11 protein-coding genes are annotated in these 14330 nt (G+C 42.4%); 1 reads left to right on the forward strand and 10 read right to left on the reverse strand.

The window, feature by feature from the left end; all coding sequences use genetic code 11:
- Positions 1-36 precede the first annotated feature (36 nt).
- Positions 37-1809: a phosphodiester glycosidase family protein gene (locus tag K360_RS0107990; RefSeq protein WP_024822641.1), complete on the forward strand. Its 1773-nt coding sequence runs from the start codon at positions 37-39 to the stop codon at positions 1807-1809.
- Here K360_RS0107990 and K360_RS10750 read toward each other — a convergent pair.
- The 10 genes from K360_RS10750 to K360_RS0108040 form a co-directional block, all read right to left on the reverse strand.
- Positions 1778-2668, reverse strand: coding sequence for a mechanosensitive ion channel family protein (locus K360_RS10750; protein WP_024822642.1), 891 nt, complete (start codon positions 2666-2668; stop codon positions 1778-1780). The two genes, K360_RS0107990 and K360_RS10750, sit on opposite strands and share 32 nt — an antisense overlap.
- A gap of 11 nt (positions 2669-2679) precedes the next feature.
- Positions 2680-3120, reverse strand: a complete 441-nt coding sequence (locus tag K360_RS0108000) for a hypothetical protein (RefSeq protein WP_024822643.1) — start codon at positions 3118-3120, stop codon at positions 2680-2682.
- A gap of 20 nt (positions 3121-3140) precedes the next feature.
- Positions 3141-3995, reverse strand: coding sequence for a peptidyl-prolyl cis-trans isomerase (locus K360_RS0108005; RefSeq protein WP_024822644.1), 855 nt, complete (start codon positions 3993-3995; stop codon positions 3141-3143).
- Positions 3996-4009: 14 nt separating this feature from the next.
- A complete protein-coding gene (locus K360_RS0108010) occupies positions 4010-4858 on the reverse strand; it encodes an SDH family Clp fold serine proteinase (protein WP_024822645.1) in 849 nt (282 codons plus the stop codon).
- A 130-nt stretch (positions 4859-4988) separates the two neighbouring features.
- A complete protein-coding gene (locus tag K360_RS0108015; RefSeq protein WP_024822646.1) occupies positions 4989-7472 on the reverse strand; it encodes an ATP-dependent Clp protease ATP-binding subunit in 2484 nt (827 codons plus the stop codon).
- Between the two features lie 62 nt (positions 7473-7534).
- Positions 7535-8017 (reverse strand): CtsR family transcriptional regulator, encoded by a 483-nt coding sequence (locus tag K360_RS0108020; RefSeq protein WP_024822647.1) that lies wholly within the window; start codon positions 8015-8017, stop codon positions 7535-7537.
- 68 nt (positions 8018-8085) lie between these two features.
- Positions 8086-8718, reverse strand: coding sequence for a glycerol-3-phosphate 1-O-acyltransferase PlsY (plsY, locus tag K360_RS0108025; RefSeq protein ID WP_024822648.1), 633 nt, complete (start codon positions 8716-8718; stop codon positions 8086-8088).
- A gap of 4 nt (positions 8719-8722) precedes the next feature.
- On the reverse strand, positions 8723-10771 hold the full coding sequence (locus K360_RS0108030) for an acetate--CoA ligase family protein (protein WP_024822649.1): 2049 nt from the start codon (positions 10769-10771) through the stop codon (positions 8723-8725).
- A gap of 240 nt (positions 10772-11011) precedes the next feature.
- The gene (locus tag K360_RS0108035; protein WP_024822650.1) at positions 11012-12106 is read right to left on the reverse strand and encodes a RelA/SpoT domain-containing protein; all 1095 of its coding nucleotides are present in this window, start codon (positions 12104-12106) and stop codon (positions 11012-11014) included.
- A gap of 118 nt (positions 12107-12224) precedes the next feature.
- Positions 12225-14330 (reverse strand): tetratricopeptide repeat protein, encoded by a 2106-nt coding sequence (locus K360_RS0108040; RefSeq protein ID WP_024822651.1) that lies wholly within the window; start codon positions 14328-14330, stop codon positions 12225-12227.

Raw genomic sequence — 14330 nt, forward strand, 5'->3', positions numbered from 1 at the left:
TACCCAAACACACACATAAAAGGAGTCTTGATAATTGTGAGAAGAAAAACGACATCACTATTGCTAATTGGTCTTCTATTCCTCATATCTTGCGTAAACCTACAACCTGCTTCAGCTGTTAGTCGTGGAGAAATGGCTGAGGTCATAATTAAAACATTAGATCTCCCTCGATGGACAGGACAAGATCGTTTTTCCGATGTGCCCACAGATCATCCATTTTTTTCTGCAATAGAAACAGCTCGAGCTTATGGGATTATTTTCCCCGGAGAAAAATTTCACCCGGATTTGGAGGCCACACGAATAGAAGCTCTCCATTTTGCTTTCAAAGCCATGGGATGGTCTCACGAAGCAGAAATCGCTCAGTTTTTGGCTCCTCAAGAAAACGAAGATATCCCTCCTTTTATGTTGCCTTCATTATCTCTAGGGGCTCTTTGTTCTCCTCTGGCTCCACAACCCTTCATCAACTTTCCCCGACAAAACCTTGAGAGAGAAGACCTTGCTGAGTTAGCCAACTGGCTTTATTCATGCCGCCGCTCTATGATCTGGGATCAAACTTTTTATGGAGAACACACGAGTCTTCGAATACATAGAGAAAAGGTCGGAACACCACCTATTTCCTGGGCTATTTTTATAACAGAAACACCAGATGCAACTGCTGCACAAAAAATAGAAGCAGAGTTATCTCAAAAAGGGCTCTCTGCTTTTATTATTAATTCTGAAACTACCTACACTGTTTACACAGGACCATACTCTAATTTTGTTAAAGCATGGGAAATATTCGAAACCTTACCTACGGAGTTGGGCGCTAAAATCGTTCCTCACAGTCAACAAAAAAGCGAGGCCCTTTTTTGGGCAGCTCTTCAAACAGAGGGTATCCAGAAAACATCAACCATCATAACAGCTCCATCTTTAGGACAACCACTTTTGCCTCTTAAACACATGACCGACAAAACAAGAGCTGAAGCTGCTATTAATGGTGGCTTTTTCTCTTCGAGAAAACCAATAGGAACCCTCATTGTTCGTGGCATTCCTCTTTCTCCCTCGTATGCACAGCGTTCTGCTATGGGATGGACCGAAGAAGGGGCTACTTTCTGGGGGAATGGAGAATTCCGTGCCCTATTAAGAGACGAATATCGTATAGCCCCTATAACCGATCTTAATTCTGTTCCTCCAGAGAATGGTTTAGGGCTGTTTTCTTCCATAGCAGGACAGTTCTTTAAACCTCTTCCTCTAGATTCAGTTCTTTATCTCTTCGGAAATGACAGTATTTCGGAAGCTGGATCTCTCATTCGTTCTCAGCGAGCTGTTCCAGATAACAGCCTTCTTCTCGCCGCTCGCGGAATAGGCATAGATATGATTAAATCTTTCATCTCTGAAAGAAAAACTATTTCTATGGAAATAGAGTGGCGAGACCCCTCTATGGATGGATCATATTATGCCCTGCAAGGTGGACCAATGCTTCTCAAAGATGGGCAACTTCAGACACGCAATGAAGGGTTCTCTCAAAAGCTGAGAGAAGAGAAACATCCACGCACTATAGTAGGAACTGACGGACAAAAGGTATGGTGGATAGTAATAGATGGTCGTAACCCATGGCACAGTGGAGGAGCAACGCTTCTAGAAGCAGCTCGCCTCGCTAACGACCTCGGCCTATCCACCGTTTTGAACCTTGACGGAGGAGGGTCTTCCGAACTTGTTTGGAAAGGACAAATTATTAATGCCATTCCTGGGGGAAGAGAGAGACCTCTCCCTTATGGAATCTTTTTCGCACCCAGCACTACTGGCGGGGAGGGATCTCCCGTTTCGTAAAGGAAGGTGTGCTTCCTGAAGTTTGAAGCCTCACACCAGTTTGCGGAATTGCCAAAGGGATACCAGCGTTATCGAAGGCTTCCTTTACTCTAAGACGGTACTCTCTTGACATAGCCCATTGGTCGCCTGGAGTGGTATCAAAAAGCGTTCTCAAAAGAGTAGAGCTGTCAAGAAAATCTAAGATCCCTTGAACTGAAGGTTCGCCAATAAAAAGCGTCGGATTTTCTGCTTTTAAATCAAATGCTACCTTTTCCATAATAGCCATGGCTTTTCGCGTATCTGCATCAAAGGGAATTCTGATTTTAATAGCTGCTCGGGACCAATTTTTTGTGTAATTTGTAACTCCATCAATGCTCCCGTTTGGCATAATAATAAGATTCCCATCTACATCTCTCAAATGGGTGGTGCGAAGGGTTAGTTTCTCAACCGTTCCACTACCCATATTTGTTTGGATCCAATCTCCAACCCCATAATGGTCTTCTATTACCACAAAGATTCCATTTATAAAGTCACGAATAATATTTTGGGCAGCCATAGAAACTCCCAGGCCCGCTAGCCCGACACCTGTTAAAATCGGGGTGATATTAAACCCTAAACTACCTATTATGCTTAGAACAAAAATAGCGCCTATCACCCATTTCACTATATTGAGCGTAATTCCCCTTAATGTTTCAATTCTCTGAAGAGCTACCGGCCGATTACCATTTTTCCCGTTCTTCTCAACTGATCTGTACACTAAAGAAAAACCCCTGGAAATAGCCAATAAAGCAACTTTGTTTACAATAAACCACGTTATAATAATACCTATAATTACCATTATTTGATGGGCAAAAGGGAATGCTGCCTTAATCTGTCCCATATAGCCCCTCCTCAGTTTTTGATTTGTATAGAAAGATCTGGACGAGCTTTTTTCACCGTTGTCAGAAAATCTTCCCATAAAACAACAGGGAAAGTAACTTGCCATCCTTTTCCTGTTTCCTTCATAAAAAAAGCACTAAAAATCTTTTTTCTTTGAATAGTATCAATAGCTATTATTGTGTTCCACGGAAGGAGCTCTTCCTTTTTTTTCCCCCAGCTAGAGAACTCTCGTACTACCCCCTGATCTGACAAAAAAAATCTTACATTTATTCCGCCCATATAAAGACAAATAACCCCTACGCACACATATGGAAGCAACAACTTTAGGTCTGTTATGGAACGAGCAAAAATTTTTCCCATACCTATAGATACAAGCAAAAAACCCACTATCAAAGAAGCTATTCTTGCCCACATCGGATAAGAAAACGAAGAAACTGTCAGCCGATCACCCATGGTTATAGACGCTCCTCTCTTTAGGGGATCCGAATTCGTTTCAACTCGTCTACATTATTCATAATTTCAGTATTTTTACTAAGCTCCTTTATTTCTTTTTCTAAATAAACGTCTTCTAGATCTTTTTGAACTTTTTCAGCAACCTCTTCGTAGGGAGCAAGTTTCCCTCCCTTTTTTTCTATGAGCTGAAGGATATGGTAACCATAATCAGTTTTTATTGGACCACGGAGTTCTCCTGGTTTCATTGAAACGGCATCTTTAAAGGGGTCTGGGAGTTCCTTTTTAGACATCCATCCCATATCCCCTCCTTCTTTTGAAGTAGAAAAATCCAGACTCGTTTCAGCTGCGGCTTTTTCAAAAGGCCTGCCCGTTAATATCTGTAAGAGTATAAAACGAGCTTCCGAAGCAGTACCTACTAAAATCTGGCGAAAATGATACGCTTCTTCTGCAGTATAAAGATCAGGGTGGGTTTTATAAAAAGTCTTTAAGGCAGATTCGCTCAAATCCCAATGTTTTGAGGCATCAGAAACATAAGCTTCTGCTAAAATACTTAATCGAGCCCACTTTAAACGTGCCGCTACATCTGAATTATAATAAAGTCCTTTACGTTGGGCTCTATCTGCCAGGACAAGCATATCTGTAATCTGACGTAACAGCTCCCGCTGGTCTCTGTCGCTCATTTGTTGAATTACAAGAGCCGCTAAAGCTTCATCATCATTAGTATGTTGACGTACCAACGATAAAAGTTCATCAATGTTGATAGTCTCACTTTCTACTTTAACAATTGGGGTACCATTTCCTGCCCAAGCTTCCCCCATAAACATTATCAGAAACAAACATAGGAGTAGATTCGTTCCTATGATTTTTCGTCTCATGATTCACGCCTCCTTCAGCGCCTTATGTTCGTCGTGTGATTTCCATCTGGGGCAGATGGATAAGGAATTGGAACGTAGTGAACAGAAGGACGTCCCATCCCAGATTGTGGGTATAATTTCATAATATTGCAAATCTGAGAAGAAAGGTCTGTATTGACAGGCAACCCTAAAGATTGAGCTTCTTCCGCTGTGATAGGATAATCATGAGTCCAGCGCCCCTCAGTCAAAATTTTAGCCAGCTCCTCAGCTTTTTCTTTTTCCATCTTGTCATCTAACAAATGAACGACAAAAGATCGCGTCTGTTTCACCGCTTTACGACTTACATCCGCTAAGATAAGTGTAGAGTCATCTATTTCTGCTACTGGTTTTTCTTCTACGGCTTTCAAGATAGATGCTGCTGGATATTGCCCTATTTGTGGATCTACCGGTCCAAGTACCGCGTGCTTGTCCATTAATATTTCGTCTGCAGCCAAAGCTATCAGAGTTCCTCCGGACATAGCATAATGTGGTACTACTACTGTAACTTTCGCCGGATGCTTCTTTAGGGCATATGCTATTTGTTCTGCAGCAAGGAGAAGTCCGCCTGGTGTATGAATAATAAGGTCAATAGGAGTCCCTTCAGATGTAAGGCGGATAGCTCTCAAAACCTCTTCAGAATCCTCTATATTCAGGAAATTACGGGAAAACATCCCTAAAAATCCCATGCTTTCCTGGCGATGAATTAAAGTGATAATTCTCGTTTTCCGACGTTTCTCACAAGAGCGAAGTGCTGCTATCCTTCGCCATTGTAAAAGTTGTTGTTTTAACTGAGGATAAATAAAAAAGAACAGAAAAAATAAAAGCCAGAAATTGGAAGTATTCATAAGGCATCTCCTCCTTCCCCAATGGGAGAACGATGTCTTTTTATTGTACAAGGGACAACTCTACCTGTCAGCTTAAAAAATCATAAATATTTTATTTATGAGTGCATATTTTATAAAAAAAGCGGCAGCATTATACTGCCGCTTTTTTATGCTTCCTATTCGACATCTTTTTAAAAGTCGTCTCCCCTTTCTCCGCATCAATGGAGATACGACTTCCACGAGTCATTTTGCCCTCCAGAAGCAAATCTGCCAGTTTATCTTCTATTAATTGTTGGATAGTACGACGCAAAGGCCGGGCTCCAAATTTCGGATTATATCCTTTCTCAAGGATAAGAAGTTTTACTCCTTCGCTCACTAAAATATCTATACCCTGGAGAAGCAAGCGTGCCCTTACATCCTGCAACATAATATCGACAATAGAGAGCATCTCCTTTTTATTCAAAGGCCTGAACACGACCATCTCATCAATTCGGTTGATAAATTCCGGTCTGAACATCTTATTTGCTGAGTCCAAGATATCTCCTCGCGTCTTTTTCCAGTTGAAAAAGCCATCTGTTTCGCCAGTGATGGAAAAACCGAGAGACGTTCCTCTAGCTGCATCTTTAGCTCCAACATTACTTGTCATAATAATTACGGCATTGCGAAAATCTACGGTATGTCCTTGACCGTCAGAAAGCCGCCCATCTTCCAAGATTTGCAACAAAATATTAAAAACATCCTGGTGAGCCTTCTCTATTTCATCGAATAAAACGACAGAATAAGGGCGGCGGCGAATAGCTTCGGTGAGTTTACCTCCCTCTTCATACCCAACATAGCCGGGAGGAGCGCCTATCAATTTCGCTACCTCATGTCGTTCCATAAACTCACTCATATCGAGACGAATCATGGCTTCTTCGCTACCAAAAAGAAACTGGGCCAAACATCGTGCCAGCTCTGTTTTTCCTACCCCTGTAGGACCGAGGAACAAAAAACTCCCTATTGGTCGCTTCGGATCTTTCATACCACTCCTCGCCCGACGAATAGCACGGGCCACAGCACTAACAGCTTCTTCTTGCCCAATTAAACGGTGATGTATCTCTTCTTCCATACGAAGGAGCCGTTGTGACTCTTCTTCCGTGAGCTGTGTCACAGGGATACTTGTCCATTCACTTACTATGATGGCTATATCCGCATCTGTAACTAAAGGTTGCTCCTGATGACGTCTAGATTGCCATTCTCTCTTTTTCTGTTCTAATTCCTCAGAGAGTTGCCGCTCAGCATCTCGAAGATTTGCAGCTTTCTCGAATTCCTGTGACGTAACTGCCGCTTCTTTCTCTTTTCGAGCCTCTTCTAAACAACGTTCTACTTCTTTAATGTCTACTGGCGGTTCCATAATTTTTAAACGGGCACGAGCTGCCGCTTCATCTATAAGATCTATCGCTTTATCTGGAAGGAACCTTTCCGTAATATACCGAGCAGAAAGGCGAGCAGCTGCGACAAGGGCTTCGTCAGCAATTTTAACTCGGTGATGAGACTCATATCGATCACGAAGCCCTTCTAGAATCCGTATAGAGTCTTCTACTGTTGGTTCCTCTACCGAAACAGGCTGAAAACGCCGCTCCAGAGCCGCATCTTTTTCTATATGTTTTCGATATTCATCAAGAGTTGTAGCTCCAATAACCTGAAATTCACCCCGGGCCAGACTCGGCTTAAGTATATTCGCAGCATCTACGGCTCCCTCTGCTCCGCCAGCGCCAACAATAGAGTGGATTTCATCTATGAAGATAATTACATCTCCCGCTTCTCTCAACTCTTTAATGAGCTTTCGCATGCGCTCCTCGAATTCTCCTCGGTATTTCGTTCCAGCAACAAGATTACCAATATTAAGCTGAACAACCTTCTTCCCTCGAAGAATTTCGGCAATATCACCATCTTGTATCTTCTGTGCTAATCCTTCAACAATCGCAGTCTTGCCTACACCCGGGTCTCCTATAAGAACCGGATTATTTTTCGTCCTTCTAGCAAGAATCTGAATAACTCGCTGAATTTCTTTGTCCCTTCCAATTACAGGGTCCAGTTCTCCTTTTCTCCCTTTTTCTGTAAGATCAATACCAAGCTGATCGAGAGTTGGCGTCTTGGTCTGCCCGCCTCGTTGGTTATCACCAAGAACATCTGACTGCACCATTCCCTCAGCTTCGCTGTTAGAGATATAATGACTCATCTCTCTCTGTACCACAGTTAAATCTATTCCCATTGAAAAAAGAACTTGAGCTGCTACTCCTTCCCCTTCTGCCAACAAACCAAGCAAAACATGTTCTGTTCCTACATAGTTGACACCCATATTTCTGGCTTCCTTAATAGCAAGGTCAAGAACTCGTTTTGCCCGAGGGCTAAGAGGTAGATCTATAGGCTTTAATATCGGTTGCCCCTTCCCTACCATCTCCTCTATTTGCCGACGTACTTCTTGGAAGTTAACACCAAGGGAAGAGAGAATTTGAGCTGCTACTCCTTCGCCTTCTACTAGGAGACCAAGAAGAATATGCTCTGTGCCAATTACATCGTGACCTAAACGAAGAGCTTCACGATGAGCCAGCTGCACTACTTTTTTCCCTCGTTCCGTAAAAAATTGCCACATGGCCCTCTTTCCTTCCTTTTTCCCTAAAATACTTTCAATCTTCCACTCTCTTTAGATTGCAGCTACGCAAGAGCTAAGCTACGAAGCAGGCGTTTTAAGAGCTCTGCCTGTAATACATTACGTTTATACGGTGAAAGATCGAAATCTGAACTTGCCACTTCATCGACAAAACGCAAAGCAACCTCTATAAGAAGTCGCTCTCGAGAAGAGATTAACTCTCTCTCTTGAAGAGCTGAAAGAAATCGTTTTGCATCTTGCTCTGTAATAGAATCACCAATAATTTCTTTTATATGGTTTACTTTCTCTTCAGGCATGTCATAACAAATTCTCACTATCCGAATATATCCATGGCCACCTCGTTGACTTTCGACGAGATATCCTCTCTCCGGAGTAAAACGACTTCGTAAAACATAGTTGATCTGACTGGGAACACATCCAAAAATTTCTGCTAAATCTTTCCGACGTAAAGAAACAGCTGATTCTTCCTCTTCTTCCTCTAAAAGCCTCATTATATAATCTTCTATTATCTCAGTCAGGCTGGGCATTACACAAACCTCCTACTCAAATTCTTCTATGCTTCTTATTGTAGATATATGGTCAGTATTAGTCAAGATTACAAAGAGGCATCGTCTTTTTTTGACGGAGATATTTCACCAACCCGGCCTTCCTCTCCTCTGCGTATCCTCGCAATGTTATTCCGGTGACGAACTAGCGCAAGAATAGCCATGAAGGAAACGGCTAAAATGTTGGACACGTGGAGGTGAAAAAGCAAAAAAAGAAGAGGGAGGGTAAAAAGAGATAAAATAGAAGCTACTGATACGTACTTGGACCAGCGCATCACTATATACCAAATTCCCCCTGCTATAAGGGCTGCGACAGAGCTCCAAGGCGGAACCATAAAAAAGACAACTCCATATGTTGTCGCTACACCTTTTCCTCCTTTAAAATTCAGCCATAGAGGGAAATTATGACCGCAAATGCTAGCGAAAGCGATAGAAGCCAAAACCACAGGACTCTCAATACCAGCCTTTCTCGCTATGATAAGTATTATTCCCCCTTTTAGCATATCTACAATAGTAACTCCTATTGCCCAAGGTCTTCCCATCAAACGACCTACATTAGTTGCACCAATATTCCCCGAACCAAATGTTCGGATGTCTACGCCTCGAAAGACTTTAGCGCATACATAACCTGTAGGGAAGGAGCCAGTGAGATATGCAGCGAATATCCAAAGCCAGTAAGACATCTCTCTACCTCCTCAACACGAAAGCATCCACCACTACTGCACCCTTTTTATTTACAAAAACAGGGTTGATTTCCAATTGTATAAGTTGACTTTCAGTGCAAGCTATACGAGACAACTTAGTAAGCATCTGGGCCAAAGCTCCTACATCATAGCTCGTTCGTCCCCACGCTCCCCGCAAAAGAGAGTACCCTTTTAACTCTCGTATCATAGCCATTGCATTTACCTCGTCTACTGGGGCGATACGGAGAACGTAATCTCTCACGGCACTTGCATAAACACCGCCAAGCCCCACTGAAAGAACGGGCCCAAACAGGGTATCTAATTTTATAGTAACAACACACTCTATCCCTTCCTGCAACATCTCTTGAACAAGAACTCCCCGAATTTCCGCTTCAGGGTTGGCAAGACGCGCTTTCTCTAACGTCCTACCATAGGCATTACGCAACTCCTCTTCCCCTTCAAGATTCAATGCAATAATTCTGGCCTCGCTCTTATGAACTATATTAGGTGACATGACTTTCAAGGCCACTGGATAGCCTATAATCTCTGCCGCTTCCAAAGCTTCATCAAGAGATTGACATAAATATTCCCGCGTTACGTCTACTCCATGAAAGGCTAGAAGACGTTTAGCATCATACTCCGTCATTTTTTCTGGCAAGGAAAGCAACGCCTCTTCTCCCTTAATAACAGAGCAATCCTCACAGCTAACAGGCATATGCGCATCAAATTGCATAAAAGGAGCACTGAGAGCTGATAATGCCTTGGCACATCGCCGAGTGCTGAGGAAAAAGGGGATTTTTTCTTCCCTCAACATTTCTCGGGACTCTTCTTCAAGCCCTCCCATGGCGCAACAGACTACAGGGTGTTTCTGCAATCTGGCCACTCCTAAAAGAGCTCTCAAAATATTCTTCGTTTCCTGCCCATAACTTTCTGTTAAAACAGCAGCGATCATATCTAGATTGGGAGAATCCATCAACCGCCGAAGTAAATAAGAAATTTCTTCCGTTCCATTAGCCCCTAAAGACGCTATATCGATAGGGTTATTCACATAAACACTAGGAGGCAACTTCTTTCTTAATTCTCGCTGCAAGTCTTCCGGCACAGCTGGTACCTTAAGACCTTCTTCAAAACAACAATCAGAGAGAGCAATACCGGCACCGCGAGAGGAAGAGACTATGGCAGTTTTTCTGCCAGGAGGCGAATCAAAAGAGTTATACATAGCAGCAAAATTTATTATCTCATCAGTATCTCGTATAGAAAAAATGCCAAACTGCTTAAAAGCTGCATCCCAAATAGCAGCATTCCCGGGAAGAGCTGCTACGTGGCTAGGGATCGCCTGGCGAGAAGAGACGTTTCGCCCTGCTTTTAAAACCCCTACTCGAACCTTTCGCCTATTAGCCTCTCGGGCCAACCTCAAAAAGGCAATTCCATCTTGTAGCCCTTCAAGGCAAAAAAGAAGAAGTTTAATGTTTGGATCTCTTAATATCCATTCTCCTATTTCAACAACATTGACATCTGAAGTGCCTCCAGTTGTCACCACATACTTAAAGCCTGTGCCCGCTTGACAAGCTGCAGAAGCTATAGAAAATCCCAGATCTCCACTTTGAGAAACGAGAGCTACTCGTAGATTTTCTCCCTGTTCTAAATAGCCCTGAAAGGGAGAAATGACAATGTGATCTCTCTGATTTATAAATCCCATGGAATCTGGCCCCAACACACGAAAAAGCGCTTTAGGCTGCTTGACTGTAAAAATTTCTTTTCTTGGTAATCTCCATTCTCCGCTCTGTTCAGATGCAAGCTGGAGAACAAAAGGAACATTTCTATCAGCACAAAGATGAAACCAATGGGAAGAACGTAAAGGAGGTACATCCAGTACAGCCAAATCTACACCTGACGGAAGATCTCTTTCGTTTTTTACTTCAAAAAGAGTCCCATTAAAAGTTCGCAATCTTTCCCATGCACGACGACAAGCTCCGCTCCAAGCCGTTCCTTCACCAATAAAAGCTATGGAACATGGATTAAATAACTTTTCAAAATTTACTTCAGAAACCATGGAGAAGAGCCCCCTTATATATAGGCATAATATCCGTATTCCCGATAATATTTGATGTTATTGTACATTTACTTGGAGAGAAGAGATACGTTTTATCATACTATAGATATCTTACTAAACTACATACCCAAGTTCGTTGAGCTTGGCCTGTTTTTACACATCCAAATCCTCACTCGGAACAAAAGCAAGAGGGAGAGCTCTTCGCTCTCCCTCTCCTTCATTCTCTTGAAAATAAGGGATCTAATTCCCCAAACCTTTAATTCGATCAGAACCCTTTTTAATGCCTGAAGCAACAAGATCCTTACCCTGCAGAATATCCCATTTTAAGTTCAAGACCAACAGGAACAGGGCAGAAAAACCATCAACTCTCCAATCCGCATTTTCCTTCTCAAAAGCTTTCCCCACTGTTTCGAGCTGCTCTATGCCATACCCATCTTTCCTTACCTCTTCAAGAAAGTCCTCCAGATCTTCTATAGTATTAATTTCTGCTGCTTGTAAAATATTATGAAGATACGTGAAGCTCTCAGCTAAATACTCTTCTGTGGGGTAATAGGCCGGGAACCCTGCCTTTACTGCATTAGCAGCCCACTCTTCTGGGATTTCAAGATGTTCTTTAAAATAATCAGCTAAGGCCTGACGAGTCAACGGACGACTTTCCAGTTCTGAAGCTGAAAAAGGTTCTGTCCGAACAGGCGCTACAGGTACTGCTGATTCTTTTGTTGATTCCCATAAATCTAAAAACCCCTCATCCGCCTCCTCCAAAAGAGCGCTGAGACGAAGTAACTTTCTTTTCAGTTTTTTCTGAGTAAGCGAGTCAGTGGCGGTATGGCTGACTTTGGGAGCTATACTAGCCCAGGCCTCTTGAATCACTGTTCTGACTTGCACCGTGCATTTCAAATCCCGATATTGACTCCACTCACGAAGTCGTGAACGTTCAGAAGAAAGAGAGACTACATAAGAAATTGCCGGATAACCAAATCTCTCCGGATCATCTACCAAGCTAGAAGTGGTAACAGAATGAGCTAAATCCACAAGGAACTCTTGTTGAAGAATTTTTTCGACCTTGCGAACATCTTCTGGGAAATGGAGCAACACACGAATCTGAGAGAGATCAGGAAATGCGTCAAGAGAAGAAATAACATCTTCTCCTCTTCCCATTAATTCTGACATAAAGTCATCAGGATTCTTCGCCCACCCTTGAACCCCATAAACCGCCATATCGTCTTGTCTAATCAAGTCTTGAACAAGATTTTTAACACGCATTGTAAACTCTTCATAGAGGGAAAGCTTTTCTAAATAAACCCTTCCCCATTCTTCAGCCTTCCGACCTTCCATTCATTAATCACCGCCTATTAATGATAGATCTTATCCCATCTGCACCACTGAAATACGTGGCCCCCATAGCTATTTTGTTGAGACAGAGGCCGTAAAGCCGTCTGTAGTATATATTAAATCAACCTTCTTGAAAAGGATTACTCATTTTATCCCCCATATTGAGGGAATTCGCAAGAACCAATCTAAAACGAGCTATAAAAAGGTTATCAGGTGCCAACTTTCGAGCTCTCTCTATAGCTTCCCAAGCCTCTTTGGGTCTATCTGCCTGAAAAGCCGCATGAGCTAAAAGTGAAGAATAAAAAGCTTCGTTACTCACAACTATATTTTGGGATTTTCCGCTATTTTCTACCTGCTCATTCTGCAAAGCATCCCATGCCTGACACATCATCAAGTACACCTGTCTGTCTCCTGGATTTATTTCTATAGCTCGACGTAGTGAGTCCAACCTCTTTACCTGGTTTTGAATCATAACATCTCCACCAAGGGATATCGCTTCATACGAGTAACGCACTGGAAGAAAAGTTTTAGACTTCGGGAAAGACAATGGAACCACCAGAGAAACTCCTTCCGGCTGAGAAGCTTTTTCCAGAGTAAAAAGATATTCCCAGCCAGTTCTTAAAAGCTCCTGATTTTGCTTCTGCTGACAAAGCTCTTTCATACGTTCTATAAGTACGTCACGACTATTCCTCTTCTTTTCTGCTTCTACTGAAAGAGCTACAGATTGAGGAGCAAAAAATTTCTTAAGGTCTGACTTCCCAGAATAAACTGGCACTCTTTTCCCTCTTTCAGGGAGGGATGGCTTTGATGGAAGGAGATCGATTTCTCCCTCTTTCATCTTTGTTACTTCATGTTCTCTTCTTTTTTCTTTTTCCTGCATTGATCTTTTCAGTTTTTCTATAGATTGAGAAAGAGCCTCTTCATCAGGATGCTTTTCAAGTAACACTTCATAAAATTCAAGAGCTTTTCCATAGTCTTCCATACTCTCAAAACAAAAAGCACGCCCTCGAAGAGCATCATCATCGTCAGGACTCAATTCCAAAATTTCTCGATAATACTGTTCTGCCTCTCTGTAATGTTGAAATAGCAAAGCCCGTTTGGCTAGTCCTTTTCTTTCTTCTATAAGAGCAGTACGTAACTTCTCTTCTTCCATCGCTTCTTCTTTCAAAAAAAACTGTTGAATAGATGTAATCTTCTTCAGTATTTCCTCATTCTCTGGTTGTAATTGTAAGGCCTCTTGGTATAAAGGGAGGGCATTCTTGAAGTCCTCTTTATCAAAAAAGCAATGAGCCGCCCCTAGCAGAGCCTGCAGATTAGTGCGATCTCTTCGTAAAACCTCGTTATACGATTGTAATGCCTTCTCTTTCGAGTTAAGCGAGAAAAAGAGGTCTCCCAACCTAAGATAAGCTATACTATTTTCAGGATCTTGTTGTAGAACACGAAAATACGCATCTATAGCTTCCCCCTTGTCTCCCGCGTTCTCCAAAACTCTGCCTAACGCCAAAAGAGCCTCTATAAAATAAGGCTCTTTCTTTAACGCCCAGTTGTAATAATTAAGAGCTCGCTCATACTGTCCGTCGTTAAAGTAGCGATTTCCGCGGTCCAACAAAACCTCGGGAGTCGTATGTGTATAATAAAAATAAGCTCCAACAGCAGTAGCGCCTAAAGCCGCTCCAATTATTGTTCTATGCCGAAAAACAAAAGCTTCGCCACGTTTTTTCTCAACAGGCTGCTTCACAGATTCTTCTACTATCTCTAAAGGCTCACTAAAATTCTTTTCCTCGCCTTGCTCGTCTAACTGAAGTTCTTCACTAAGGACATTGTTTACTTCAGATTTTTCCCCATATATCTGATCTATCAATTCCTCAGGCTCAATATGCTCCTCTAAATTTTCAGCATATTCTAACTCCTCAGACAAGCCAGAAGTAGCCAATAAATCCCACGCTTCAGGAAGACCCTGTCCTTCTAAAAAACTCTCAGAGAACTCTTTCCCCTCTTTTAACTCCAAAGAGAGTTCTTCCTCTACAACCTCAGCTTCCATTTCCTCTTCTTCTGCATCAGAAGCCAAAGCCACCACAGGAAGCCCCAAACTTCTCAGCTCTCTCGCAGAAACCTCGTTTTTTTCGTGACTTCTGTTTATAGAGGCGACAAGGAGCCCCAGGTTCTTATTGGAATGCGACACTTCCATCGTTTCTTCGCGAAGCCAATCTTCCAAGCTTTTTTTCAC

Source organism: Aminobacterium mobile DSM 12262, assembly GCF_000526395.1.
Lineage (GTDB): Bacteria > Synergistota > Synergistia > Synergistales > Aminobacteriaceae > Aminobacterium > Aminobacterium mobile.

Bases quoted from the DNA above. Each gene is read 5' to 3' on its own strand.
- K360_RS0108020 (WP_024822647.1), bottom strand. From the start codon at position 8,017: ATGCCCAGCCTGACTGAGATAATAGAAGATTATATAATGAGGCTTTTA.
- K360_RS10750 (WP_024822642.1), bottom strand. From the start codon at position 2,668: ATGGGACAGATTAAGGCAGCATTCCCTTTTGCCCATCAAATAATGGTA.
- K360_RS0108000 (WP_024822643.1), bottom strand. From the start codon at position 3,120: ATGGGTGATCGGCTGACAGTTTCTTCGTTTTCTTATCCGATGTGGGCA.
- K360_RS0108005 (WP_024822644.1), bottom strand. From the start codon at position 3,995: ATGAGACGAAAAATCATAGGAACGAATCTACTCCTATGTTTGTTTCTG.
- K360_RS0108010 (WP_024822645.1), bottom strand. From the start codon at position 4,858: ATGAATACTTCCAATTTCTGGCTTTTATTTTTTCTGTTCTTTTTTATT.
- K360_RS0108030 (WP_024822649.1), bottom strand. From the start codon at position 10,771: ATGGTTTCTGAAGTAAATTTTGAAAAGTTATTTAATCCATGTTCCATA.
- plsY (WP_024822648.1), bottom strand. From the start codon at position 8,718: ATGTCTTACTGGCTTTGGATATTCGCTGCATATCTCACTGGCTCCTTC.
- K360_RS0108035 (WP_024822650.1), bottom strand. From the start codon at position 12,106: ATGGAAGGTCGGAAGGCTGAAGAATGGGGAAGGGTTTATTTAGAAAAG.
- K360_RS0108015 (WP_024822646.1), bottom strand. From the start codon at position 7,472: ATGTGGCAATTTTTTACGGAACGAGGGAAAAAAGTAGTGCAGCTGGCT.